This is a genomic window from Neobacillus soli NBRC 102451 (genome assembly GCF_001591665.1).
Classification (GTDB): domain Bacteria; phylum Bacillota; class Bacilli; order Bacillales; family Cytobacillaceae; genus Neobacillus; species Neobacillus soli.
On the sequence record NZ_BCVI01000052.1, the window covers coordinates 62604 to 88497 of the forward strand.

Sequence of the window (25894 nt, forward strand, 5' to 3'; positions counted from 1 at the left end):
GTTGCAAATATTTGATTAAATCTAAATAGAAGCTAAATCATTCCAACCCCTCTAAAGCCGTTCGAATATACTGATATAGTTTCGCATCCATGCCGAATTCTGCAGCTTGATATGGGTGTTCAATATAATACCTTTCGGCTGATTGACTGATACCTTGAAAGTCACCGAATAATGCACTAATTTGCTTTTTCCACTCTCGTGCAAGTTCTATTACGACTGGATCATTCTCACTTGTTCCATTCTCCATTTCCATGCGAAAATTGGCAAGTAATTTATGCCCCTCATCTCAAAATCCCGTTAGTCATCCCTCCTTATCTTATCTCACTATTCTCCCGTTCGTGGAACAAGAAAAGAGTCGCCACTGCAACTCTTTATTAAACTCTAGCACCCTTTAGTTTAAGTACATTTTTCCACATACTTCTTTTTTGGAATGGCTATATTTTTATTTCAATCATAAAAAAAGAACCAAATTAGGTCCTTTTTGTGTTTGCATGTTAAATTATTCAATTGCTCGATCTCAAAAGATCCGTTAAGCTGTTGTCATTCATATATCGAAATCCCTGGATTTTCCCTTCTTCCTTTGTAGAAAAAAGAACTTCCCCATTTACACTTGCAGTTTTTTCTTCATCTCCATTTTTCTGACAACCGACCGTTGCTATGAACGAATAACGATATGGAATATTCTCACTTTGCTCAATCGTGATATTCTTAAGACTTAACTTATAGCCATTATAGTAAGCATCAGATGGGTATTGAGTACCAAATGCAGCTATGAAAGTCTCGAGCCCAGATTCTGTAAAGTAAGGTCCGTATACCTCTACGTAATACTTACCTAACTTTTGGATATCTTCTTTATTATTCAGCTCAATAAACTCCTCATCTGGACCAGTAAACTGATGCTCAAGAACTTTTTCTATTACTGTCTTATGAACCCAGTTATTCCCTTGTTCTTCTGTTTTGGTTCCATTTCTTTGTTCTAATTGTGATGGGTTATCAGAGGAATTTATGCTCTTTTTTGTTATATCTGTAATAAATATTATGGAGCCTATGAATACTGTCACTGTTAAGAGCTTAGGAAACCACTCTAATCTGTTTTTCTTTTGCGGATGCTTTATGGTGCTTCTTATTTTCACCTTATGTTCTTCCGAAAAATGGTTTCCCTTAAATACAGTATCATCCATTGCTCTTTTAAGGTTACTCAATTGTTCTTCCATAAAGTTCACTTCCACCTAATAGTTTTTTTACCAATATCCGACCCCTGTTTAATCTTGTTTTTACTGTATTTTCATTAATGGCTAAGAGTTCGGCAATTTCGGTAATAGTCATCTCTTCATAATAGAAAAAGATAATTATTTCTCGGTATTTTACTGGCAAGGAGAGGATTGTTTGAGAAAGCTTTTCTTTTTCGTTTTTCAACACCAACTTCATTTCTGGAGACAAATCCTTATTAATAAAGTGTTTGAGTAAGTTATTGTTAAAATAGTATCTTTTTAAAAATGAGCTTTTTAGCATATCTTTACAGCGATTAATGGTGATACGATAAATCCAAGGTTTGAAATAGTGTATTTCAGATGCTTTATAATATTGGTTATAACAAGTAACAAAAACTTCTTGGACAACATCTTGTGCCAAGCCCCAATCCTTTAAGTAACTAAACGCTAATTTCTTTAATCGTTCTCCGTATTCACTCATTATTATTTCTAACCATTCATCTTGATTATTTTTGGTAAAATGATTATTTTCCGTATTTTCTTTTGCCATTTACTCACCACCTTAATTTTCTATAGCTACAACGAGATACAGGTTTCAAAAGTTTCACTTTATTAACAGATTAAGTTAATTTATTTCATTTTTAATTTTTAGGCTCTCTTAGTCCAATAAGAAAGCGGTACTCTTATAGGGGTACCGCCAACATTTCAGAAATTTTGTATGCTAATATATTTTTTGGAATTAAAACCCCTAATTTTTTACGCTAAGCATTATTATTGTTTTTACTCATTATAAAAATATTGTGAAGTAGAACAACTTCTGATTATGTTTATTATGTAAAATAACTTAATAATCTTTTTTCTTTTTTATAAAGGTTTACTATTTTTTACTTCGTTCTCTATGGTCTGCTTTATTATTTGGGCTGCTCGCTCAATACGGATTCTCATTTCAGGTTCTGTATGTTTTGGTAGAAAATCAGTGATCCAGACAAGTATACTTTCGTTATCATTCGCTGCAAAAACTTGAAAAGAAGCATGATGATGAATTAAGGGTGGTTTACTTCCTTCGATAACCGCATAAGCGAGCCGATATGATTCATCATCAATCGAAAAAATCCGTTCACGAATTTTTCCTCCATGTGCGAAGAATAGAATTCTATAATCACCATCTATCTGGGTATCCAATGTATACCCCGGCACAAACCGTTGATGTACAGCACCGATATCATGTACAGCATCCCACACTTGCTCGGGTTTGGCTTCTGAATGCTCAACTTTGTTTGCTTAGCTAATTCAATTAATTTTTTTGCAATTTTACTACCATATCCTTTACCCCAATATTCAGGTAATATCATATAGCCAATTTCAGCTTCTTCGATTTCGTTTTCATTTAATGTTAAATGTCCAAGCCCAATAAATTCATTCGTTACACTATTGTAGGCTTTATATAAGCCATATAGCTCATATTTTTCATAAATCTCCTTAATTCATTTTTTTTATTGAAAAAAAGTAGAATATACCTCCAATCATCCAATAAGGCTCCCAAAAGACTAATCTCCAAAAGGTGGCGTACCTTTCTAATTCAAGGTTTAAAACATCCATTGCACCTAGGGATATTGTAATGAAATTGAACAAACCATATAAAAAAAGTAATAGTCCACAAACCTTTGTTGTGAGAAAGAGCGTCGTTTGAATCCAAGGTTTTCTCCATTTCATTAACAGCATCAAGAGCCATACGACTCCGAGCAATTTGATGTATCCAGTTATCCAAACTATTTTTACAAACGATGGCGCTGGGTTTAATGCCATTTCATAAATGGCTCCTCCAAGGGATCTAACACCAAACATGCCTCCCATTGCCCAGTAGAAACTCAAGCCGGAAAAAAGAATCGTCCATATCACCCCAAAAGACAATATCCACTTTTTAATTTCCATAAAATTGCTCCTCGTTAAAATGGCAATATTTTAAAACAACTTCATATCTAAAGTAGATTATGATGAACAACCGCTGCCGCAGCTGGAACAGCTGGAGCTTGAGCAGCTTGATCCCCCGCTATCGCTGCCGTCGCCACAATCGCCTGAACCCTCTGAAGAAGCAGAACCGCAAAAAATGGCAGCGGTACAGCCACTCATGTAATTTGATGAATTGGCAAAGGCATATGCTTTCGCATAGTTCCAATAATCATCAAAGTAATAGGAGGAAAAGAAAATCATAGCTAAGGATAGAGAAGACATTTCGCCAAATGATTGCTGTTTCGAAAAATTGCCTTTTTTGTCTACTTGATACACTTTTTCGACTTCGAATAATTGCTGTTTCATTTTAGTTAACAGATAGTCAATCGTATCCTTGTTATCTTCATTTATCTTAAAATATGTTTCCATCAAATATTCTTTTTTACCTGCTTTAAACTCCTTTAATAGTTGCGGATCGACCGGATGTTTAAAAAAACTCCCCCACGTTTTCCAGCTGAATTGGGTAATTTGAAACAGCTGCGAAAAAATCCAATCAAAAAATGCCCGTTCCTGGGGTGCAGGCTCTGGACTTGTGTTCGGTGTATGGTGCAGCATTTTCCCAAGAAATTGCTCTGAAAACACTTGATATTTTTGCGTAAATAGCAGCATATCATGCCAAATTTCATCCACCTCGTCACTAAACATCGGAGTTTTCTTTAAGATATTCGATAATAAGAAATAGCGCTTTAACTCAAATAACAGCCATTCAAATTCATCTTCAGTCCGTTTCGGATTCTCCTGAAGAAAACGCTGCTTCACTTGTTGGATATAATCATCATCTAATGCAGCGTTTAATTTATCAAGCAATGGCTGGATCGGAACATGATCAAGGGCTCCAAGCCGAGCCGGGATGTTTTCCTTAGCCAATTTTGGCCGTTTGTTTTTTATCATTGTCGTAACTCCTGCACTTATTCCAATCAACAAAAGACCCCCAACCACCATTTCAGCAATCATGTAAATTCCCCCTTTGAACGAAATGCTATAGGTTCAATTCCCATCTAACTTATTTACCATATCCCTCCTCTCAATAATTTTTATTTTCATTCACTTCGTGGTAAAAACCAGTTGAGAAATCCTTCATTTTCTAATTTCATAGTTTACATACCAACTTCCAGCTCTTTTTCAATATTTTATCAAGTTCTGAGATTTTTTTAATCCAGCCGCGCATTAATATACAGAATCTTCACGATACTTTAACGGTATCTCAAGAAGAAGAAAAACGTTTACATAATACAATTAAGGGGACTTACTATTTAAGGATGCGAAACATACTTCGCACCCCTTCTATGATTTGAGATTTCTTGATTTCCAAAATGTTTACCTTTTTAACATCTATCCTTAACAACTACTTCATTATTTCTTAATATGTTCAGTTTACAATGGCAATGTATGAGCCATTACTTATGAAGGAGGGAATTTGAATGTTTTTAAAAAAACTGGCTGAGAGAAAACTTATCACAATTGACTATGATAAAAATGGTATTTTACAAACTATTAAAGGACATGTCTATCGCCTAAATTTACGTAAACAAATTCTATCGATGAAAGATGAACAGCAAAATTCATTCTCCATCCGTTTATCCGGTATTAGAAAAGTTTATTAACCTTTTTAAACCATTTTCTAAGCACTATCCATTTTGAATATTTATTATGATCACTTGCTCGTTTCCCTGCGAATGACTGGCGCAACCTCCGTTGCTAATCGTTCAATGTTCTCGGCCACTTTTTTATATGGCATACCGCCTATGTCCATTTGGGCAATAAACCGCTGATGCCCGAAAAGCTCGTATTGACGGAGGATTTTTTCAATAATTTGCTGTGAGCTTCCGACAAATAAAGCCGTTTCGGGCGCTGACAGGTGTTCAAAATCAACTCTGGACATCTTTGTCTCCATTCCATGTTGGCGATTGAGGTATCCCCAATAATTTGAATAATAGGGGAAGAATTCATCTTTAGCCTTTTGTGTCGTTTTCGAAATAAAGGTATGGCCCGTTACTCCAACTTTCAAATCTTCGAGACTATGTCCAGCTTGACTTGCAGCCTGTCGGTAAATGTCCACTAATGGCTTAAACCGGAGTGGATCGCCTCCAAGTATCCCTAATGCTAAGCCCGTACCTAATCTCCCAGCACGTGCTGCACTTTCCGGAGTGCCTCCAACCCCAACCCATAATGGAATTTGACCTTGCACTGGCCGCGGTGCAATTTCAGCATCACTTAATCCTGAACGAAAATGGCCGTTCCAGGTAACTTTCTCAGCCGCATTCAACTTCAGAAAAAGCTCAATATTTTCTTCAAACAATTCATCATACTGACTCAATTCGTACCCAAACAAAGGAAATGATTCGACAAACGCCCCACGCCCTGCAATGATTTCAGCCCGACCATTTGATACAAGATCGAGTGTCGCAAAATCCTCGAATAAACGGACAGGGTCAACGGTATTTAAAACCGTCGTAGCACTTGTCAGTTTTATTTTCTTTGTGACTTGTGATAGGGCCGACAACACAACCGGCGGCGCTGAAACTGCATAATCCAGACGGTGATGTTCACCAACACCGAATACGTCTAACCCTGCCTCGTCTGCCATTTTTCCCGCTTCAATAATCTCCACAATCCGCTGTCTTGCACTAATGGTGTTCCCTGTTTGCGGATCTGCTCCTAAATCAGCTAGTGTATAAATCCCTATTTCCATACTGGATTGTTTCGTTTTCGACTCTTTCTTCATCTTTCTCTCTCCTAACATTTGCATTGCAACTGAATTGCTTACCACTATCATATGCTTCAAAAAAGCAATCATCTCGAGTTTATAATTATCAAATCGAGATAAAATTTTTGTAAAGATAGCAGAAGATTCATCTCAAATGAGATAAGGGAAATGTTATTCACATTACTGATGGTTTCCGGAGTACCTGTGAAAATGATTGGGGATAAAAGAATCGTGTCCTCCCTTTTTAAAGAAGGACTCTAAACGGTCTCATCATGACATAATCCTCATGCTCCAAGATATGACAGTGCCATACATACAATCCTGTGTAAGGTCCAAATTTCATAATTATCCGAGTAACCTGATTAGAATAGGCGATGACGGTATCCTTCCGTCCTCTTTCTTGTGGAGTCGGAGGCATTGCAGGGCCGGTGTAATCGAGAATTTTCTTCTGTTTATATTTTTCGACGTCAAAGGCTCTGCGATCAATAACTTGGAAATCGACTAGGTGAAGATGAATCGGGTGGGCATCATTTGTTAGGTTGAGGAGATACCATACTTCTGTCTGTCCTAATTTAGGGTTTTCGGTTATCGGTGCATCCCAATCTTGATCATTGAGCAGCATTAATTCCCGACCGTATGAATCAAATCTTCTTGTTAAAGTGAGAAACCTGAACTTTGAGGCTGTCTGCACTCTCCTTTTCGGAAAAGGCACCATGAAGGACGGAATCTCACTCGTATCAATGTCTGAAAGAGGCAGAACCACTCGAAATTCCATCACTTTTCCAACCGTATTAGAATCTACTGACTCGCCAGCTGGAAACGGAAATGGGGCATCATTTGTCATAACGATTCGTTTTCCTTCAAGTTTAGTGAAATCAATGATCACTTCTACCCGTTCTGCAGGCGCCAAAAGGACTTCTTTGATTCCAATCGGGTATTCGATTAATCCACTATCTGTTGCAATATGGTAAAGAAACTGCTCCGAATCCAGCTTAAGTCGGTAAAAACGGGTATTCGATCCATTTAACAGCCGGAAACGGTATTTACGTGGTTCCACGTTGAAATAGGGCCAAACTTTCCCATTCACCACGATGGTATCACCTAAAAATTCAGGTATGACAGAGGTATCTAATTCCTGCACTGGTTTTTTTGGCTGTTTCGGATAAGAGAGTGAACCATCTGAATGAAAGGATTTATCTTGGATAATCAGCGGAATATCAAATTGTCCACTTGGTAAATTTAATTCACGTTCCCGTTGATCTCTTATCAGATAAAATCCTGCTAAACCTGCGTACACATTAAGCCTGGTAATCCCGATGACGTGATCATGATACCAGAGGGTGCAGGCCGGCATAAAATTATCATAGCGATAAATTTCCTTTGAAAAATGAGGTCCTACTTGCTCAAACTCTTTCGTGAACCAAGCTTCCGGATAACCGTCACTTTCCGACTCCACACTTGCACCGTGCAGATGAATGACTGTTCTTACTTCTGGAACACCCAAGTGGGCACCGTGAACCGTATGGTCGACCGGCAGCAAATGCTTATCAGGCAAGTTGTTGATCCACTTTACAAAAACTTTTTCACCACTTTCAACCTCAAAGGTTGGACCTGGATACACACCTTCAAAGCCCCAGACTGTTGTCTCAGGCAGGTCACGATGGAGAGATTGCTTGAACTGCGTCATATTCACTTCATAATAAGTATGGAATCGATCTTTCTGACGAGGTTTTAAAACAGAAGGCACAGGAAGTTCATCAACAAATTTTGAAAGATTCATAGGTCCACTCCTAGTTATACAAATGGTTACCATCACTTTATGTTTAAAAAGCAACCAATATCACAATTCATGATTAACTAAAGCATTAAAGGAAAATGCCATTCTACTGCTATTATCAGGGGCGGCTGTTGGCTTTAATTGGATCTTTCTTTTTGAGGCATACCGATATACGATGATTTCCAATGCCACGATCAGCTATTACTTTGCGCCAATCTTTGTGATGAGATAGTAAATCTCTATTTGTGTTCGGCGCTTAAGCCCAGTCTTGCCTAAGATAGAGGTGATATAAATTGGCAACGGTTCCTTATGAAATAAACAATTGTTTAGATAAGGCTTTATTTGAATAGCCCTTTGCGAGGAGCGACATGATTTCTCGTTCCCGCTCGGTAAAGAGCGTCAGATCTATTTTCGTTTCTGTTTCGTTTTTTGCGATTAAATTCGCCTTTATTTTTTCAAAAATCAACATCTTGAATAATGCTGTTTCCTTTAAAGACACTCTTCATCGCATCACGAATTTGTTCCGGGTCAATGTTTTTTAATAAATATCCTTTAGCACCATTTTTTATGGCATCAAGAATGTATTCATCATCATCAAAGGTGGTTAATATAATTGGCTTAGTGCTCGTTTGCTCGGATATCAGCTTCGTTGCTTCCACCCCATTCATATGGGCATTCGAACATCAAGAAGAGCAATGTCGACCGCATGCGTTAGGCAATACTGCCATGCCTCTTTTCCATCATTCATTGTGTCAACACTTCAAATTCCCTGTATGTAGAAAGAATGATTTTCAAACCTTCCCGAATAAACGAGTTATCATCCGCGATTATCACTTTAATTTTCATAGGATGGGGAACTCCTCTCTCATTTCACTTCCCAAGAGTAACTTTATCTACCTGCCATAATTGCAATAAAAGAGGAACAAGGGCGCCTTCTTCGAATGTAGCCCTACTCTTTCGCTATAAACAATCGACAAAATCCTACAAACTTCGGGTGGTGCCAGGCACCAACCTATCAATCACGAAATTTCACACTGTAATGCCTCATTGATTTTGGAATCCCTTTCAACTCAAGGACCCCGCTATACACTAAATGTCTAATCCTGTACTCTAAATAAGCATCGCCAACCGACTCATCCATCTGATGGATCACTTCACCAATTACTCTTCCAGTTCTGATAAAATCTTTGTTTTCCTGTTCCTTATGTAGCTTTTCAATTGTTTTAAGGATGAGCGGGTCGAAAAAATGATCTGGCACTGCTGTTACCGCCCCATTTTCCCATAAACGAAGAACGTCTTTTGATTGCGCTAGTACTTCCCATTCCCTTTGGAAGTGACTTCTTTCCTCCAGCGATAAAGGACTGGCTGCCTTGTTTTGTTCAAACAGGAATGTTAATTGTTCTAGGTCAAGCTCACCGGTATGAACAATTGTCCTTATTTCTTCATTTGAAGCCAACCATTGCTGATAGAGTTCCGTCGTGTTCATGAGAAAAATCTGATTAGCCTTTTCTTTTAATAAGTGAAGAATGTACCTGACCCCCGTTTGTTCGCCACCATTATTGGCATACCATATGTAAATAGGAGCATTGGCGGGTAAGTCCTCTATCTCCAACAACGTATTGGTAAAATTATTTTCACGTTCATATTCATCATGCCCCGAATTAATATTCTCGTTTAACCATTCATTACGATGGGCTTGTCCTATTTTACTTACAAGCTTCCATACGGGCCCGATTGAAAAAAACCATCAAATCCAATGACTGTTTTGGGCCGCGCTAGTCCATATCGTAAAGCACCAGCGGCAGATGCTGAGGAAACGAGGTGAACCGGGGCAATTACTGACCTATCATTTTTTTGCTTAGACTTGCGCTGTTTTTGAATGAGTTGATTTATTTTTTTGGCCATAATGTTGGTATCATCTTGTCCAAGAATGTAACCTCGACCCTCAAGATGTTTCCATTCTTCATGATGAAAGGTCTCAAATTCATCCTCATGGTTGATCTCGAACTGTGTCCATTCTCCACGCCGTGATAATTCCGAAACAGTTAGATACTTTTCATCCTCAATTTTAAAAACAAACACCACATTGGGCTCCGCGAAAAAATAAATATACGGATAATTTTCTTTCGTTCTCAATACCAATCAACCCCAGCCATTCCCAAAATGTTCAATAGTATAAATTTACCAATCTTCTCTTCATTATAGCAGAAATTCAAATGACTATTTCTTGTGGGTTCTAAAAAACTGTGCTGTGTGAAAACTGGTGACAGTCACTGGGAGAACGGCAAAGTGATGGAATTCATCAGGTTGCTTTGCAGAGATTGAAAGGTATCTTGCCCAAAAAATGCATTTGCTTTACGCTCTATTTCGGTTAGAATTGCATCATTTTCTCGAAGTGTTTCCCGGATCCGTTCTACAATCAACAATGCGTTGGCCCCGTTGATTTGTTTGGCGACCCGTTCCAAGAGTACCTTCGTATCCACAGAAAACCTGCGAGCAAAGCTGTGACATCTGACAATATTATTCTGCAGAAACTCAGAATATTCATTAGAAAAAGCACGACGGATACAGCCCCTCATCCCTGCATACCCGTAAGAAACCTCTGATGCAGCACGGTAAAAAAGAATCATTCCATCAGCGCGGCTCGATTCAGGATGGAGCCTGAGCTCAGTAATCAATGAAACTAAACGTCTAACCACCAATACACCTTTTTCTGTCGCGTTCCACCAATCCAACAAACGCTGTTGTTCCGCCTCACTCATATTTATCGAAGGTTTTTGAGCCATTTCCAACTCTCCTTTACATAATCTGCTAAAGACGCGGAATGGACTGAATGTTTTGGACACGTTTCAGAATCACATTCCATTCCGGTCCAAGAAGGGCTTTGCCGTACCTGATAGCCTCGTTAATGTTTTCAGCAATTTGTTGATTTAAATACCGGCTTTGCTCGATTAAATAAAAGGTAGCTGATGTCGATTCTTTTGCTACTAGATCAAAATTCGGGCTCAATTGTTTTTCGCTGATTCGCAATGTATCAAGGTCAAAGACTAGCATTTCTTTTACAAGAGGAATCGCTTCGCCATTACGAAACCGCTCAATCGTCCCCCGAACCGCATCAAAACCGTAGCCGACATCTGCCACGGAAGCATGGTAGGGGTTCAACCCTGGTGCATTCCGTAGTGAAGGAATCACCCGAAAACCGGTCGTTATAGAGCAAGCGACCTCCTTTGCAGCCATCCCTTTCTCTAATGCTGCCTCAATGGCTGTAAGATAACCATTCCACTGATTGGAGTCCATTTTCAAGAAGATCACCCCTCCTTTTCATTTCCCTACTCCTTAAATATGCCTTCCTATTATATTCAGTAGGGATCTGTCCATATGATTGCATATTGTTTTGTATAGCAGGAATGCTGTTTGCAATTTTATTTGTAAAATTTTATTGACATTCATTCTCAATTATTTTAAAGTAACAAAGTCAAACTAAATACCAAAATTTATTTGTTTGTGGACTTTTTTAGAGATTTCTCTATTTTCGCCACACAGCTTTCTTATGATAGCTGTGTGGTTTTTTTGCGTTTAACGGGGCAGATATGCTGAAATACTTTGATTTATTGATTGAAAGGGGTAATAATATGAAAACTTGGCAATACGCATTAATTGTTTTTATCGGGGGATGCTGTTACGGAGCCTTATCGACTTTTGTAAAGCTTGCTTATTCCGCTGGTTTTACTGTAACAGAGGTGACAGGGAGCCAATACTTACTTGGGACATTGTTAATCTGGATGGTGGCTCTTTTTTCAAAAAAGAAGAAACTTACCCTTCCTAAAATAGGGAAATTACTTTTATCAGGGATTCCGATCGGTTTAACTGGTGTGTTTTACTATCAATCACTGCAAACACTTCATGCCTCACTCGCAATCATCTTTTTATTTCAATTTGTCTGGATTGGCTCGTTCTTTGAGTGGATTTTTTATAAAAAGAAACCGACAACTGGTAAGGTTGTTTCGATTGGAATTTTGGTGATTGGCTCGATTTTTGCAGCCGGCTTAATTGCAGAAAGCAGCGGGGAAATTACCTGGCAGGGAACCGTTTGGGGATTACTTTCCGCTTTAACTTATACTACTTTCATTTTTCTTAGCAGCTCCGTGGAAAAAGATATACCACCAGTGCAGAAAAGTGCTTTTCTTTCCACTGGCGGGTTAATTACTGTCTTATTACTGTTTCCGCCCACGGATTTATTCCATTTACCTGTTTTAATGGGCGTGGCACCGTATGGTTTGTTTCTTGGTTTATTTGGCGTAGCTTTGCCGCCGCTGTTATTTTCTATCGGAATGCCGCATATCGGGCCTGGGCTTGGCACCATTTTGACCGCCTCTGAACTTCCGGTTGCTGTGATCTTATCTTCGCTCGTTTTAGCCGAAAACGTGAGTATATCCCAATGGCTCGGGGTTGCGTTAATATTAGCTGGAATTGTGGCGGGAAATGTAAAGATGTCCAAAGCAAAAATGAAGTCGGTCTCATTGAAAAGTGAATCTGTATCTTAAGATTGGCGGGGACCGTCCGCTTTTTATAAGGCCCACATGAAGATGAAGGACAGATCTCTTTGGCTTCCTCACGGATTTGTCCTTCATCATTACCTTCCTCGAAACTTTTAGAATCATTTCTTCATACTTTGTTTCACTTTTCTGCTAATATTAACTTATTAACATCTTTATACTCACCAACTGTTGGTCAATAATATTCTTGACGCTCGAGTATGATGGACAGTTTTTTCATATAATGAAAAGGACTAGAATTGAATGCAGCGATCCCTGTTTCTTGGATAAAATTAGCCTAGGTCTTTCCAATAGTTAAGCCATTTACAAAGGTCCTGTCTTCTTGATTATAATTTGGATTTCCTAAATGATTTCCAATAAAATATTATTGTATTTTACAACCGATTTAAAGATGTTCATCAAACAATCATTAGGGGGAATAAAATGTTTTTATCCTATCCCATTTTAGCAGCGCTATTAGGTATGCTAATTGCCCAATTCGTAAAAATACCTATACACTATATAATTTCAAGAGAATTAAAATGGAATCTGATGTTTAGTACGGGTGGAATGCCCAGTTCACATACAGCAACCATTATTTCTTTAACAACAGCGATTGGATTAACTTCAGGAATTCAGTCAAATGAGTTCGCCATTTGTGTGGTGGTTTCCATGATTGTCATGCATGATGCGACCGGGGTTCGAAGACATGCAGGCTACCATGCAGAAGTTTTAAATACTTTGTTAGCTAATTTCAATCTTCTCATCGAAACATTAAAGGACCCCAATTTAAAGAAAACGGAGTCCAGAGAAAAGCTAAAAGAATTATTAGGTCACCAGCCAGCAGAAGTTTTTTTTGGCGCAATAACAGGAATCATAGTTGGCGGTCTAACATATCAGTTCTTTCCGTTTTAATAAGTATCATATAAGGCCTGCAATGTTTTATCGCGAATTTGAATTCTGTTCTTATAGTCTTTGGCTATGAGCTCGGTATAGACTAAATCAAAGAGTAATAAGAGTGGTAAGGATGGAGATATATTCTGTCCCATATGCATATTACTTTTATTCATAACCATTAGGGTTATATCAGCCATCCCTGCTAGCTCTGAATCTTTTTCACCAGTAAAAACGAGAACAGATGCACCTTGTTTCTTGGCAATATTAACTGCATTAATGACTTCTTTGGTCTTCCCTGAAACAGATATGCCAATCACGACACTATCTTCTGTGCTTAATGCTGCATCCATGACCGCTTGATGTGGATCTGTAACGGTCTCTACATTTAAGCCAATTCGAAAAAACTTCGATTTAAATTCCTGTGCAGCAATTCCTGAGTTGCCAATTCCATAAACATGAACTTTTCTAGCCTTAGTGAGAAGGGCTACTGCTTGCTGAATATCATAATAAGTGACTTTTTGGAAGGTCTTGTCGATAATATTGAGATGGTTTTGATATAATTTCGCAAAATAATCGATTTGCTTAATATCAGTGGTCGTGGTTGGTTTGTTTCTAAGGTCAACATACCGTTTCAATTCGTGCCTGAATTCATTAAACCCTGAAAAGGAAATTTTTTGGCAAAAACGTGTGATCGTGGCTGGAGAAATATGGAGCTTTCCAGCAATTTGACTAATTGACAATTGGCTAATTTCCTCTGGATGTTCAATGATATAATTTGCTATTTCCTCCTCTGTATTTGTTAACTTGTCCATACTGCACTCAATTCCGTGTATGAGATTTTCTCCAAGGTATTCCATATAATCTCCTTTATTAGGATATTTTCTAAACTCACTCATAGTTAGGATAACCATTTTCGACAATAACATTTTATAGGCATATAAAACAGCTTCATAACAAAAATGACTCAAACATCATGCTGAGTCATTTTGATTATAAAGCCTTTTAATTGATTCGTTATGTTCGTTACAAATGAATTACTTTTGCAATGCATCAACAAATCTTTTCGTGATTTGCTGTGGTCTTGTAATGGCTCCACCTACAACTACCGCATGTACATTACTTTCTACCAATGAACGGGCGATTTCTGGCGTAGAGACATTTCCTTCGGCAATCACCTTTGCATTCTTCACTTGTTTTATCATCTCTTTAATAACTTTATACTCGTTATGATCAATCTTCAATCCTCTTGTATCCTCCGTGTAACCATACAAAGTTGGTGCGATAATATCAAACCCAAGATTGTCAGCATAAATCGCTTCCTCAACAGAGGATACATCTGCCATCAAAAGTACATGCGGATATTTTTCTTTTATCTTTTTAAAAAATTGCTCTAATGTGCTGCCGTCAGGTCTAATACGAGCGGTTGCATCTGTCGCAATAATGTCTGCGCCTGTTTCCATTAAGGCATCGATTTCTTTCATGGTTGGAGTGATAAAAACAGGCTGTTCTCCGTATACTTGCTTGATAATCCCAATAACAGGAAGCTTAACTTGTTTTTTGATCTCCAAAATATCAGAAACAGAGTTTGCACGGATCCCAACTGCCCCTCCTTCCTTAGCGGCTACTGCCATACGTCCCATAATGAATGAGCTGTGTAATGGTTCACCCTCTAATGCCTGACAAGAAACGATTAATCCTTTATAGATTTGATCTAATACTGGTTGCATTCAATACACGTCCTTGTAGAAAAAGTTCATTTCTCAATGACCCAAGTACTCTTCAACTTCATTTTTTACAATTGTAACCTGTGGGCCGTAAATAATTTGTACACCATTTCCTTTTTTAACAATCCCTTTTGAACCTGTTTGTTTAATAATGTCCTCATTAAATAATGCTTCATCCTTGACTGTGACACGTAAACGAGTAGCACAGCAATCCACTATATCAATATTTTGTGATCCGCCTAAACCTTCAACAATGGTTTTAGCACGGTCAGTAACTGCTACTTGATTAACAGAAACACCTTTTTCATCATCCTCACGACCAAGAACTTTAAGATTCTTTTTCCTGATTAGAAATTTAAATGTAAAATAATATAAGAAGAACCATGGAATTCCGACAAACAATACATAAATCCAGTTTGTTTTAGCCTCACCTTGAAGAATACCAAATAGCGTGAAATCAATAAATCCTCCGGAGAAGGTTTGTCCAACTGTGATATTAAAGATATCAGCCATCATAAAAGCTAATCCATCAAATACAGCATGGACCACATAGAGAATTGGAGCGACAAATAAAAAGCTGAATTCAAGCGGTTCCGTTATTCCTGTTAAGAAAGAAGTTAAGGCAGCAGATAGAAGAATCCCTGCGACTAGTTTTTTATTTTTGGGCTTAGCACAATGATAAATAGCTAGTGCTGCTCCTGGCAGACCAAACATCATGGTAATAAACCTACCAGACATAAACCTGGAAACTCCCTCGTAATAATGTTTTGTACCCGGATCCGCCAATTGCGCAAAAAAGATGTTTTGGGTACCGCTTACAAGTTTCCCGCCAATCTCCATTGTGCCACCTAAAGCCGTTTGCCAGAATGGTAAATAGAAAATATGATGTAGGCCTAAGGGTCCAAGCATCCGTAAGACAAAGCCATAGATTAATGTACCGATTACACCTGTATTGTTAACCAATGTTCCTAATTGGTTAATGAAATGTTGGACAAAAGGCCAAACAACAAATAGAACGGCCCCTGCAAAGATTGCTGTAAAGGATACAACAATTGGAATAAATCTTGAGCCCCCGAAAAAGCCTAACACTTGTGGAAGCTGAATTTTATTATATTTATTGTGTAATAGGGCTGCGATAATCCCAATGATAATCCCGCCAAACACACCTGTTTCCAACGTTTGGATACCAACAGCCATTCCTTGACCTGCTCCAGCTAAATTATCCTTAGCAATTTTCCCAGTAATTGAGAGCAGGGCATTTATCGTACTATTCATAACAAAATATCCAATCATTGCTGCCAATCCAGCTGTTCCTTTATCTGAACGAGCTAAACCAACTGCGACACCGACAGCAAAAATAATCGGTAGGTTCCCAAAAACAATACTTCCTGCCGAACTCATAATCGTAAATATCGCTTGAAGCCATGTAATATCTAAAAATGGATACGCTAACACTGTATTTGGGTTTGATAGCGCACCACCTATACCTAGTAGTAAACCTGCAGCTGGTAAGACAGCTATTGGAAGCATAAACGACTTACCAAATTGCTGGGCTATTTCAAAAAACTTTTTCATCGCTTCTACCTCCTTTTTTCATATCTTAAATATATATTAAAAAAAGACACATTCAATATAGATGAATGCGCTTTTAAGGCTTTTCGTATCTGCAGACTATTTAGTGAAAAGATTTTCATAAAAAGATCGGATTATTATTTGTAATCCTCTTACTCGATATTATTGAATGGATATTATACCGCTTTCTCCTAGCGTTATTTTCCCTTTTTTTTTCAAGGTTATACTTTTTGCATTTGTAAATATTACTGGTGTGACAGACGAAGCGGCAGCTTTTTTAATATACTCAAGATCAAACCTCAATAGCTCTTTTCCTTTTGTAACTTTCTTTCCTTCTTCCACGAGAACAGTAAAACCTTCACCTTTTAAATTGACGGTTTCCAAGCCCACATGGATGAGAATTTCAAATCCTTTTTTTGATTTAATTCCAATCGCATGCTTAGTTGGGAAGACATTCATGATTTCGCCATCGACCGGCGAAACGACTAACCCATTTTCCGGAATAATTGCAAAGCCATCACCCATCATTTTCTCCGAGAATACTGGGTCTTCAACTTCTGTGATAGGAATGATCTCTCCTTCAATTGGCATAATAAATTCTTGCTCATTTATTTCCTTTGAATTATTTTTTTCTTTTCCTTTTAAAAAACCAAACATTTTAAATCTCTCCTTTTTGATAATTGTTACTTTGCTCTTAATAGGAAAAAATATTAGCACTTTATAGGTACAGTTGTCTATACCAAATATTCCTTGTGAAATTACTTAACAACTCTCTAACGTAACAAAAGTGCGCAGCGCTAGTAATTGTACGATTGAATTTCAATCCACATCCCAGGAAATTTAATTAATGATTAACATCTACGACATATTTTTTTAACAATATAGCGTTATGATACATATTAGAGGGGATAGCACGCGTGGCTATCATGGTATTTGGCGAAGGCGGAGCCAGTACTGGAAGAAGAGCACCCAACAAATGGATGCTTCCTTGAATGTCTATAAATCATTAAATATAATAAGCCGATTCCAGACTATTTGTTCCTTAACCTACTGCATGAAAACAGAGCATGGCCCCTATGATGATTGAATCAAGGGGCTTTGTAATGTTTGAAAATCAGATAATATCAAAATCCAGTGCATAGTGCTGAATTAATTCTTCCAATAATTGTTTTAATGGTGTAAATTTGTACCCTAGTACGTTCGCACGGCTAGTATCGACCGACCACGAACCGGGCAAATTGTAGGGCGATGGATCTCCACTTAATTGTAAATTGGCTTTTATTTCAGTAAGCCCTTCGATTAACGTCACTAATTCTCTTAAACTAATATCATCACTTGAGCCGGGGTTAATCGCTCCCTGAAAATCGGACTTGGCCACCCCTAATAAAAACTTAGCGGCTTCTTCCGAATCTATAAAGCTATATCTAAAGTCAGGATTCTCAATGAACATCGCTTTCCCATTTTCCACATGATCCACATGGAATTTTAAGCGATTGGTATAATCATCTTTCCCGACAATAATCGGAAAGCGGACGGCCACAACGGGAACCTTTGCCTTCTGAAACAGCATCGCTTCAGCAGCTCGCTTTGCTTCCTGGTAGCCAACATAACCGGTGTACTCGCCCCTGTTTTTTAACATTGGTTTATAGTCTAGGGCATTAAAGTTATCTTCCTTGTGATTTGTACCGAAATCATAGACAGCCTGACTGGAGGTAAACACATATTTCTGGATTTTCCCATCTAAAGCCTTCAGGGTGTCAAAGGCTTCTTGCGAAGAATAGCAGGTTTGATCAAAAACCACATCCCATTTCTTATCTTGAAAGGCCTGTTGTAAGGAATTAGCATCCTCACGACTTATTTTCAATCTTGACACCTGATCACCAAAGGAATCGGGAGTTTTCCCCCTTGTCGCGATGGTCACTTCCATCCCTTCATTTAATAGTAATTGGACTAACCTTTTGCCAACAAACTGTGTTCCACCAAGAATTAACGCAGATTTCATGAAACATTTCCTCCCAATATCTTTATTTTTGTAATTGGTCAGTATTCGATGACCCAGCCTTATAGATTTGCCGATTGAACCTGTAGATTCGCTCATTGAACCTTAAAATTCGCCCATTGAATCCGCCAATTCGCTCATTAGACCCTAGAATTCGCCCATTGGAGCCCTATATTCGCCCATTGAATGTTTGAGGTCGTTAATAGAAAATGATTAGGCTTCCAAATCTTTAACCTTCACCACTTTTTGAATCAAAGGATACAAAAAGTAGCCAATCCATACCCCGAGCAGATTTAAGATGAAATCATCAATATCTGCACTGCCACGCCTTGTAAGGTGCTGTGTCGTCTCGATTAGGAGAATGACAACAGCCGGTACGAACAATAACGGACCCCTCGATGAATTTTTATTAAGCAGTAAAGTCACCACACCAAATGGCACAAAAAGAAGGATATTCGCTGCTAAATTATAAAATGCGATAAGAAAATTCCCATTTCCTGAAAGGAAGCCAAGGATTGTTTTAAATGGGATGTAATTAATTTTACTATACTCTTGGTTTGCCGGGCGAAAAAATAGGAGAATCAATAAACCTGCACTATATATGCCCGAGACAATTTTTATCATAGCTTTGGAGATTTGTATGGTTTCTTTCTGCGCAAAATAAACGAAAAAAAACACAAAAATGGTGACACACATCCACACCACTACCAGAACAATAGGGTGAAGATAGGATAAAAGCCGTAACCAGACCGGCAAACAAATAACAAAAAGAATCTGAGATAAACCTAACGATAGCCAGAATGCACTGTTTTTCATTTTAATTACCATTCATTAATCCTCATTCCCTCAATTTCAAGCAGACCCAAGAATTTATATCCCTTATTTACTTTATTGGAATGATTGAACATGATCAAAAACATATGGCGCAAATTGATTCATTTATTAACAAAAATCAAAAAGCGCAGGGGATTAGTACCAGTTATGAAATAACAAAAATGGCTACGAATCAAGCCATTTTTGTTTTTTTGGTATTCTGTTATTCAGGTAGTATTTCCTCTGCACCAGAGGGTAAATTTCTTACATGTTTTAGATATTTGGTCATATTTTTATCGTCACCCATTGGATATGTAAACAATAAGTTATCAGCAACAACTTTTGCTAAACTTCGAAACAATTCACAAGTGGCAAATATGGAGGCCCAAAAATTTTCATAATCATTGCCAGAATAAGTTTTTTCATACATCTCCCAATAGGGTTCAGGAAGGTACTTTTTGAAATACTTTCCCATCTTTCCCGTTGAAACTTGGAAGTCGTGCTTGATGCCGATCCACCAAGAAACCATCTCATCCAATTTAGTTCTTATTACATTTTCAAACATTTGCTTTGCGTATGGTAATTCATCGCGCCAAATTCCTTTGGCAACGTTTTGAAAACACCACCAAAAATCATTACAACAACTATAAAACATAGGTTCTGTTGGTTTTTTTACTTGGTAATCAATTTCTGTGGGAGCGGGAATGAGTGGCAGAATGTTGTCTTTATCTAATAATGGAACCGTCAGTTTATCATTGCCATATTCAGCAATCATTGTCTCTTTGGTTTCGATATGAAGGTCTATTCGATTCCCATCTGTAAAAAGCATTAAATATCCATAAGACCTATCAAAATCCATATTCAAACCAACAAGTTTATCATTTTTATCAGGCTCCTGTATCATAAGTAAATCTCCAAAACTATGAATCCATGTCTCATCTTTTATGAAAGAGGCTGTTTCTGTCACGACATAAACAATATCATAGTCCTGAAAGATATCCTTTGGAGCATTAGGGTTGGTTCTTGAACCGTTCATATAAACCGCTCGAATTCTATCGTCTTTTTGAGCAATCCCCAATATCAAATCATACATTTCTTTTTCGCTTCTCATTGCTATTCTCCTCGATAGAGTTTCCGTTTAAATTGAGATGGTGCCTGGCACGCCCTAATTAGCTACATTATTTATGTGCATATCACCGTTTTTTTTAAAATCAAAAGTCATTAGTATCTCCAAATATAGTTCCATTAATTATTTCTTCTAACTTAAAGGCATCAAGCTTTAACATGTCTCCCCCATCCGATGCCTCACCGTCCCAAGTCAATACATATACTTCTGCATCAGATAAATACTCTTCCATATTTCTCACCAGTAAAGCGTTATATTCTCCAAACAATTTCATTTTACAAACTGCAATTGCAGCTTTTGTTTTAATTTCATCTGTGTCAAAATCATCTCTTTTTATTTCATTAATTAGCTTATTAGCCAAAATCATTTCATCTAAAGAATCTACTGTTTGTTCAATATCATCAACATTCCATTCAATAATTTTCATTTTACATTTCTCCTTGTTAAAATTCTCTTTTCTTATTACGTCCGAACCTATGTAATAAATATCCTGTTATAATTGTTAAAATCATTAAGACAAAACTGCTTAATATATGATTCAGTCCATAATCCTGTTCAAAACCATCTAATAGAAATGAGTAAATACCTGCCAATATTCCTGTAAGGATAAGTTTATCTATTCTCATAAAAGAATCCCCCCTAACTGTCCTACAAAATCTACATTATTTAGTTCCCCAAACTACTTAATTTCCATTAAATCTTCATTCCATTTTTTTAAGGCTTTTCCCTTTTATTTTTCTTAACTATCTTTCCTATAATGAATACGATGAGAACAACTAAGAATATAATCATACTCAAAATATCTTTTAATTTTTCACCGTCTGGTATGAAGACGGCATTAATAAACATAAATAAAACGGCAAAAAGATAAATGGTTTGAGCCTTATTAAAAGTAAATTCCATAATTCCCCTTTTAGTTGATAATAGGTAACCAAATCTATTTGTTTTCTATTATTTCTATGTTACAGGAGTGTTTCCCTTCTTCCACTAAATAGCCTTGTAATTGAATATGAAAAATCCGGCTGGAACCGCAGCCGGATTCCTTAAGTAATGCATATGTTACTTCTGAGAATCCTCCAATATTAATACAAAAAGAAAAACTCTATAAACAACTTAATAATAATTTTTTTCTTTATCCACAACAGTGCTGCACACTTGTTCTTCCATGGTATATTACACTGATTCCTCTTGGAATATTTTAATATCTGAACGATTGTTCCTGCTCGATAATAAATTCCACCTATATTTAATGTTTTGACTCCATTTAATTCGATAATCCAAACTTTAAATCCTTCTTCCACTTCTGTAATTTCCTGTATAATATACTTAGGACTATATTTTTCTTTTACAAAAGGTGTTGTTTTTTAAAGGGGATGTTCATTTGAAAGAAGAGAATATTAAAGGCGGCAAGAAAACCGCTTGGGGAATATTAGGTACAATTGGAGCAGTATTATTAGGTAAATTTAAATTCGTTTTAGTAGTTTTAAAATTCCTTAAACTTCATACACTTATAAGCATGATTATCTATCTCGGAACCTATGCTCTTATTTTTGGTTGGACGTTTGCCGTGGCCTTAGTCTACCTTTTGTTTGTTCATGAAATGGGACATATGTATGCCGCTAAAAGGATGAAACTGCCTGTTAGCCCAGCTATATTTATTCCTTTTATGGGTGCGGTAATTGGCCTTAAGGAAATGCCAAAAAGTGCAAAAGACGAGGGGTTTTTGGCATACATGGGTCCTTTATTTGGATTATTAGCCTTTTTGCCAGCCATTCCATTGTATTTATATACACATGAATCATTCTGGGCACTTCTGATTTATTTGGGCGGAATGATAAATTTATTTAATTTAATCCCGATTACCCCATTAGATGGGGGAAGAATTGCAGCAGGGATTAGTACTAAATTATGGGGATTAGGGATTGTATTATTATTAGCCTTTTCTGTCATGCATTTTAGTATCATAGGGTTTATCATTGTCATCCTCGGTTCAAAAGAATGGTACAAATTATATAAAAAACAAAAAAGTTTAACTAAAGATAAAATGGAAGTACAAGATCTTGAACACTTGGTACTAAGATTAAAGCAAGAATCACCTAATCTAGATTCTGTTCAAGAAATTGCTAGAAAAGCAAAATGGAACGTCTCAAATCAAGAAATTACTGAAATATTAAATAAACTGAATTCCGAAATTGAAAGAATGAAGAAGGACCTTTATCTCCAACAATTATCAGGTACTCAAACATGGAGCGAAGAAGATATCCATAACAATCAACAAGTTATCGAAGGTATTCTCAACAATTTAGAAGAAAAGGTATCAAATTTCAAAAAAGAAGTACAGACAACGGAAACCTATTATAAAACGAGCAAGAAGACAAAAATGCAGTTATTTTTTATTTATATCGGTCTAGTCATTGCCCTGGCATTTAGCTATTATTATGGCAATGAAATTCTCATGAACCATCCGGAAATACAAAAAATCATGAATAGATAAAAACATGTCATTGTTTTTCTAAGTGCTAATTTTTATTAAGGGAGGAGATCAGCCTTGCCAGATTGGTCGTATCACACCATATTCAAGCCGATTCTTCATAAGCTGCCACCCTCCTTTAGCCGGGAGTTTATTCATCGTGGGATGAGTATGTTATCTTCTTCGGCAATAGGGGAAGGATGGATAGAATTTCTTGGCCATATGGCACCCTCTAATAAACTCGAAAAACAATTATTCGGTGTTCCGTTTACCACTCCAGTTGGATTAAGCGGGAAAATTGATCCACAATTATCTGGACTGAAAGCTTTTCAAAACCTTGGTTTTGGCTTCATTGAGATTGGCCCAGTATCCATACAAGGTTCAGCAAGGAAGGAAAAACTCTCCATAGATCAAAAACAGGAAAAGGTAAGGGGATTTTCCGACTTATCTATAAAGCTATCTACAGTTAAGGCGCGACTACACTCTCTTAAAAAAAAGAAGGTGCCATTTTTTATCAGGGTGGAGGGAACTTTTCAGGAAATAACTGAGATTTGTGAAGAACTCCTTCCTTTTAGTGATGGATTTATTCTGGACAGCAATGCTTTTGCTTCAGCTGATCAATATATCCAATTTCAAGAAAAATTAAGTAAGCCCATTATTTTTGCTTTTTCAACAGAAAATACGGCGAATATTGATAAGCTGAAAAACTATAATCCAAGTGGGGTACTCCTTGATGGAGCGCACTCGCCTGATGGGATAATCGAAATGCTTGCTGCCTTAAGGCGAATATTCGGTGATGAATTGCCAATTATCACTTCAAGCGGGGTAAGAGAGCCAGTAGATGCTATTAAATTATTGGAAAACGGAGCTTCGCTTGTCATGTTAGGCTTTGATTATGTATTTGCTGGACCTGGTCTGCCAAAGCGGATTAATGAGGCATACAGCAACAGGCTCCCGAAGGAATCCGTGATGGCTAAAGGATGGCTGTGGTATTGGTTGTTTGGTTTGGCCATTACTGTTGCTGGATTCATCGCATTGTTTTTTAGTATGACCGCCATTATCCTTCCATATGATGAATCCTTTTTAGGGATAATGAGAACAGATATCTTAGCTTTCAACCCTGCCATTTTATACTTTATGGCACATGACCGGATGACTCTTTCAGGGACCATGATTTCAGGTGGAATCATCTACATGCAGCTTTCGAGGCACGGAATTAGGTATGGCCTTCATTGGGCAAGAAAAGCGGTCAATATCGCCGGTATGATTGGCTTCCTTGGAATCCTATTATTTATCGGGTATGGTTATTTCGAATGGCTTCATGGATTGTTTTGGCTTATTTTATTACCGTTATTTATTTTGGGATATACGAAATCCCAAAATGCGAAAGCGGCGCCATCAAGCACCAACCTCTTCAATCATAAAGATTGGAAGTTGAGCTTAATTGGTCAATTATCGTTTGTCCTTTTAGGGTTTGCTTTAACGATTGGCGGAATTGTAATCTCAATCGTTGGTGCATCAACTATATTTGTTCCAACCGATCTTACTTATTTATGTCTTACTACGGAAGCGCTAAGCGAATTTAATGAACGATTAATCCCTGTGATTGCACATGACCGGGCCGGGTTTGGCAGTGCTCTGCTAAGTGTAGGCTTACTGGTATTAATGCTTGCCTTATGGGGAATTCGTGAAGGAGAAAGCTGGGTCTGGTGGACCTTTACAATCGGTGCCATTCCAGCATTTTTATCCGGGATTATCACTCATTTTATTATTGGCTATACTGATTTTGTTCACTTACTACCTGCTTATATAGCAGTTGTTCTATACATAATTGGAGTAATTTGCACGGCGCCATTTTTATTAAAAAAGAAATAGAAAAAAATAAGCCGACATCACTGTAGGCTTATTTTTTTCTATTATTTGATATGTGCCTTTTCTTATGCGGGTACACTAAAAGAGAACGGCTTAGATGTGTTATGGGGTTTTCTTCTTCTTTAATTAAATCAAGAAGACTCTCAATACCCCTTTCATTATCAGTCAATTCCAAGGAAATTTTCGTTACATCTCTAAATTATGCCGTTGCTGTTGCTACGTATTTTTCTTCTAATTTCTTCTTTAATAATAAAGCTACTTCGAGCATTCCGTATTTTCCAGCTTTTGCTTCTGCATCAGAATTATAGTTCGTGTTTGTATTAATATCGTAAGTAAAAATTTCACCTTCAGCATTTTTGATGAACTCGATTCCAGCAACTTGAATTTTATTACCAGCTAGAACCTTTTTATATTTTTCTAAAATTTCGTCCTCAAAACCTTCAATGATTTGAAACTTAGGCTTCTCTTCTACTTTTTCTCCTACCGGGCAGAATAAATCGCCAATTTGGCATGCGTCCGCTGGGCAAAGTTCAAATCCTTCCGAGGTATCAACATTAACTGCATAAACAAAGTTTCCCCCTACGAACTCACAACGGGTTATGTAGCTTTCAGGAGATTGAATGTATTCTTGAATAAGGGTAATTCCATCGACCGGTTCTTCGAATGTAGGTCCTTCCACATAAGCTTTTAGAGCTTCTATACTATGGAATAATTGAACACCTAAGCCTTTGCCGGCACGGTTATGCTTCGTAATAAAGGACTGTCCTTCAAATGCTTCTGCTGCCTTTAAAATGTTTTGTTTTCCAACCGCTGCAATAGTTTTTGGAGTCTTTACACCATACTTGTTTAACTCCAAATATTGTAAAACCTTACTAACCTCTAGCTTTAGTGCGCTCGTTCCATTTATCACCGAACGTCCATGTGCTTCAAGCCAAGCCAATACTTGCCCTGAAAATTCAGCTGCAAAACGATGATTACGTGTATGAGAAGATGCACTCATTCGGCTATAGAAGATTCCTTCTGGGGGCTCTTTTGATAAATCTAGCGTTCCTTCGTCCAAATGCCATTCTTCATAAGGAACACCAAGTTCCGCTAACCTTTTTGTTAAATGGACTGTCCACTCACTATTTTCATGGATCACATATACCTTGCTCATCTTTATGTCACCTTTCTAGTTCTTT

28 protein-coding genes and 4 pseudogenes are annotated in these 25894 nt (G+C 37.5%); 6 read left to right on the forward strand and 26 right to left on the reverse strand.

Features of this window, described 5'->3' with window-relative positions:
- Positions 1–37: 37 nt before the first annotated feature.
- The 7 genes and pseudogenes from BSO02S_RS17745 to BSO02S_RS17770 all read right to left on the reverse strand — a co-directional run bounded on the left by BSO02S_RS17745 (position 38) and on the right by BSO02S_RS17770 (position 4175).
- The gene (locus BSO02S_RS17745) at positions 38–253 is read right to left on the reverse strand and encodes a hypothetical protein (RefSeq protein WP_066070382.1); all 216 of its coding nucleotides are present in this window, start codon (positions 251–253) and stop codon (positions 38–40) included.
- A 250-nt stretch (positions 254–503) separates the two neighbouring features.
- Positions 504–1214 (reverse strand): helix-turn-helix domain-containing protein, encoded by a 711-nt coding sequence (locus BSO02S_RS17750; RefSeq protein ID WP_066070385.1) that lies wholly within the window; start codon positions 1212–1214, stop codon positions 504–506.
- Positions 1195–1761 carry a sigma-70 family RNA polymerase sigma factor gene (locus BSO02S_RS17755; RefSeq protein WP_066070389.1) on the reverse strand — a complete coding sequence of 189 codons (567 nt, stop codon included), beginning with the start codon at positions 1759–1761 and terminating at the stop codon, positions 1195–1197. The genes BSO02S_RS17750 and BSO02S_RS17755 overlap by 20 nt, the downstream gene beginning before the upstream one ends.
- Positions 1762–2075: 314 nt before the next feature.
- Positions 2076–2453 carry an SRPBCC family protein gene (locus BSO02S_RS17760; protein WP_066070392.1) on the reverse strand — a complete coding sequence of 126 codons (378 nt, stop codon included), beginning with the start codon at positions 2451–2453 and terminating at the stop codon, positions 2076–2078.
- Between the two features lie 14 nt (positions 2454–2467).
- Positions 2468–2680, reverse strand: a pseudogene (locus tag BSO02S_RS26495) (GNAT family N-acetyltransferase); the annotation flags it as partial.
- Between the two features lie 10 nt (positions 2681–2690).
- Positions 2691–3143: a DUF3995 domain-containing protein gene (locus tag BSO02S_RS17765; RefSeq protein ID WP_066070396.1), complete on the reverse strand. Its 453-nt coding sequence runs from the start codon at positions 3141–3143 to the stop codon at positions 2691–2693.
- A gap of 57 nt (positions 3144–3200) precedes the next feature.
- Positions 3201–4175 (reverse strand): UCP032817 domain-containing protein, encoded by a 975-nt coding sequence (locus BSO02S_RS17770; RefSeq protein WP_066070398.1) that lies wholly within the window; start codon positions 4173–4175, stop codon positions 3201–3203.
- 467 nt (positions 4176–4642) lie between these two features.
- Here BSO02S_RS17770 and BSO02S_RS17775 point away from each other — a divergent pair, with 467 nt between their 5' ends.
- Positions 4643–4825 carry a hypothetical protein gene (locus BSO02S_RS17775; protein WP_066070400.1) on the forward strand — a complete coding sequence of 61 codons (183 nt, stop codon included), beginning with the start codon at positions 4643–4645 and terminating at the stop codon, positions 4823–4825.
- 50 nt (positions 4826–4875) lie between these two features.
- On the opposite strand, the gene BSO02S_RS17780 is transcribed toward BSO02S_RS17775, so the two are convergent.
- Positions 4876–5946 carry an LLM class flavin-dependent oxidoreductase gene (locus tag BSO02S_RS17780; RefSeq protein WP_066070402.1) on the reverse strand — a complete coding sequence of 357 codons (1071 nt, stop codon included), beginning with the start codon at positions 5944–5946 and terminating at the stop codon, positions 4876–4878.
- Between the two features lie 226 nt (positions 5947–6172).
- Positions 6173–7708 carry a multicopper oxidase family protein gene (locus BSO02S_RS17785; protein WP_066070405.1) on the reverse strand — a complete coding sequence of 512 codons (1536 nt, stop codon included), beginning with the start codon at positions 7706–7708 and terminating at the stop codon, positions 6173–6175.
- Between the two features lie 79 nt (positions 7709–7787).
- On the opposite strand from BSO02S_RS17785, the pseudogene BSO02S_RS28065 reads away from it, so the two are divergent.
- Positions 7788–7931, forward strand: a pseudogene (locus BSO02S_RS28065) (DMT family transporter); the annotation flags it as partial.
- On the opposite strand, the pseudogene BSO02S_RS17790 reads toward BSO02S_RS28065, so the two are convergent.
- The 6 genes and pseudogenes from BSO02S_RS17790 to BSO02S_RS17810 form a co-directional block, all read right to left on the reverse strand.
- Positions 7907–8551 (reverse strand): annotated as a pseudogene (locus BSO02S_RS17790) (response regulator). The pseudogenes BSO02S_RS28065 and BSO02S_RS17790 overlap by 25 nt on opposite strands.
- 169 nt (positions 8552–8720) lie before the next feature.
- Positions 8721–9191 (reverse strand): DUF3658 domain-containing protein, encoded by a 471-nt coding sequence (locus tag BSO02S_RS17795; RefSeq protein WP_169802767.1) that lies wholly within the window; start codon positions 9189–9191, stop codon positions 8721–8723.
- Between the two features lie 51 nt (positions 9192–9242).
- A pseudogene (locus tag BSO02S_RS28525) lies at positions 9243–9440 on the reverse strand (DUF1835 domain-containing protein); the annotation flags it as partial.
- Positions 9416–9841 (reverse strand): hypothetical protein, encoded by a 426-nt coding sequence (locus BSO02S_RS17800; RefSeq protein WP_066070411.1) that lies wholly within the window; start codon positions 9839–9841, stop codon positions 9416–9418. The pseudogene BSO02S_RS28525 and the gene BSO02S_RS17800, both read right to left, overlap by 25 nt.
- A gap of 134 nt (positions 9842–9975) precedes the next feature.
- A complete protein-coding gene (locus tag BSO02S_RS17805) occupies positions 9976–10551 on the reverse strand; it encodes a hypothetical protein (protein WP_235846957.1) in 576 nt (191 codons plus the stop codon).
- Positions 10517–11002 (reverse strand): hypothetical protein, encoded by a 486-nt coding sequence (locus tag BSO02S_RS17810; protein ID WP_066070504.1) that lies wholly within the window; start codon positions 11000–11002, stop codon positions 10517–10519. The genes BSO02S_RS17805 and BSO02S_RS17810 overlap by 35 nt, the downstream gene beginning before the upstream one ends.
- 335 nt (positions 11003–11337) lie before the next feature.
- On the opposite strand from BSO02S_RS17810, the gene BSO02S_RS17815 reads away from it, so the two are divergent.
- Together BSO02S_RS17815 and BSO02S_RS17820 are read left to right on the forward strand one after the other, a co-directional pair.
- Entirely contained in the window at positions 11338–12249 is a 912-nt protein-coding gene (locus tag BSO02S_RS17815) for an EamA family transporter (protein ID WP_066070417.1), read from the forward strand.
- 435 nt (positions 12250–12684) lie between these two features.
- On the forward strand, positions 12685–13155 hold the full coding sequence (locus BSO02S_RS17820; RefSeq protein WP_066070420.1) for a divergent PAP2 family protein: 471 nt from the start codon (positions 12685–12687) through the stop codon (positions 13153–13155).
- Here BSO02S_RS17820 and BSO02S_RS17825 read toward each other — a convergent pair.
- The 10 genes from BSO02S_RS17825 to BSO02S_RS17870 form a co-directional block, all read right to left on the reverse strand.
- Positions 13152–13994: a MurR/RpiR family transcriptional regulator gene (locus BSO02S_RS17825; RefSeq protein WP_066070423.1), complete on the reverse strand. Its 843-nt coding sequence runs from the start codon at positions 13992–13994 to the stop codon at positions 13152–13154. The two genes, BSO02S_RS17820 and BSO02S_RS17825, sit on opposite strands and share 4 nt — an antisense overlap.
- Before the next feature lie 177 nt (positions 13995–14171).
- On the reverse strand, positions 14172–14864 hold the full coding sequence (locus BSO02S_RS17830) for an N-acetylmannosamine-6-phosphate 2-epimerase (RefSeq protein WP_066070424.1): 693 nt from the start codon (positions 14862–14864) through the stop codon (positions 14172–14174).
- 33 nt (positions 14865–14897) lie between these two features.
- Positions 14898–16436: a maltose/glucose-specific PTS transporter subunit IIC gene (locus tag BSO02S_RS17835; protein WP_066070427.1), complete on the reverse strand. Its 1539-nt coding sequence runs from the start codon at positions 16434–16436 to the stop codon at positions 14898–14900.
- A 159-nt stretch (positions 16437–16595) separates the two neighbouring features.
- Positions 16596–17090: a PTS sugar transporter subunit IIA gene (locus BSO02S_RS17840; protein WP_066070429.1), complete on the reverse strand. Its 495-nt coding sequence runs from the start codon at positions 17088–17090 to the stop codon at positions 16596–16598.
- Between the two features lie 457 nt (positions 17091–17547).
- Entirely contained in the window at positions 17548–18435 is an 888-nt protein-coding gene (locus BSO02S_RS17845) for an NAD-dependent epimerase/dehydratase family protein (RefSeq protein WP_066070434.1), read from the reverse strand.
- Positions 18436–18645: 210 nt separating this feature from the next.
- The gene (locus tag BSO02S_RS17850; RefSeq protein WP_235846958.1) at positions 18646–19260 is read right to left on the reverse strand and encodes a VanZ family protein; all 615 of its coding nucleotides are present in this window, start codon (positions 19258–19260) and stop codon (positions 18646–18648) included.
- Positions 19261–19468: 208 nt separating this feature from the next.
- A complete protein-coding gene (locus tag BSO02S_RS17855; protein ID WP_066070436.1) occupies positions 19469–20356 on the reverse strand; it encodes an aminoglycoside 6-adenylyltransferase in 888 nt (295 codons plus the stop codon).
- A 100-nt stretch (positions 20357–20456) separates the two neighbouring features.
- Positions 20457–20798, reverse strand: coding sequence for a hypothetical protein (locus tag BSO02S_RS17860; protein WP_066070440.1), 342 nt, complete (start codon positions 20796–20798; stop codon positions 20457–20459).
- A gap of 16 nt (positions 20799–20814) precedes the next feature.
- Positions 20815–20997 (reverse strand): hypothetical protein, encoded by a 183-nt coding sequence (locus tag BSO02S_RS17865; RefSeq protein ID WP_066070442.1) that lies wholly within the window; start codon positions 20995–20997, stop codon positions 20815–20817.
- An 88-nt stretch (positions 20998–21085) separates the two neighbouring features.
- On the reverse strand, positions 21086–21274 hold the full coding sequence (locus BSO02S_RS17870; RefSeq protein ID WP_066070444.1) for a hypothetical protein: 189 nt from the start codon (positions 21272–21274) through the stop codon (positions 21086–21088).
- A gap of 478 nt (positions 21275–21752) precedes the next feature.
- Here BSO02S_RS17870 and BSO02S_RS17880 point away from each other — a divergent pair, with 478 nt between their 5' ends.
- Together BSO02S_RS17880 and BSO02S_RS17885 are read left to right on the forward strand one after the other, a co-directional pair.
- Complete coding sequence (locus tag BSO02S_RS17880; RefSeq protein ID WP_066070450.1) at positions 21753–22865, forward strand: site-2 protease family protein; 1113 nt, start codon at positions 21753–21755, stop codon at positions 22863–22865.
- 54 nt (positions 22866–22919) lie between these two features.
- Positions 22920–24716, forward strand: a complete 1797-nt coding sequence (locus tag BSO02S_RS17885) for a dihydroorotate dehydrogenase (RefSeq protein WP_066070453.1) — start codon at positions 22920–22922, stop codon at positions 24714–24716.
- 196 nt (positions 24717–24912) lie between these two features.
- Here BSO02S_RS17885 and BSO02S_RS17890 read toward each other — a convergent pair whose 3' ends face one another.
- A complete protein-coding gene (locus tag BSO02S_RS17890; RefSeq protein WP_066070456.1) occupies positions 24913–25869 on the reverse strand; it encodes an ATP-grasp domain-containing protein in 957 nt (318 codons plus the stop codon).
- Positions 25870–25894: the final 25 nt, after the last annotated feature.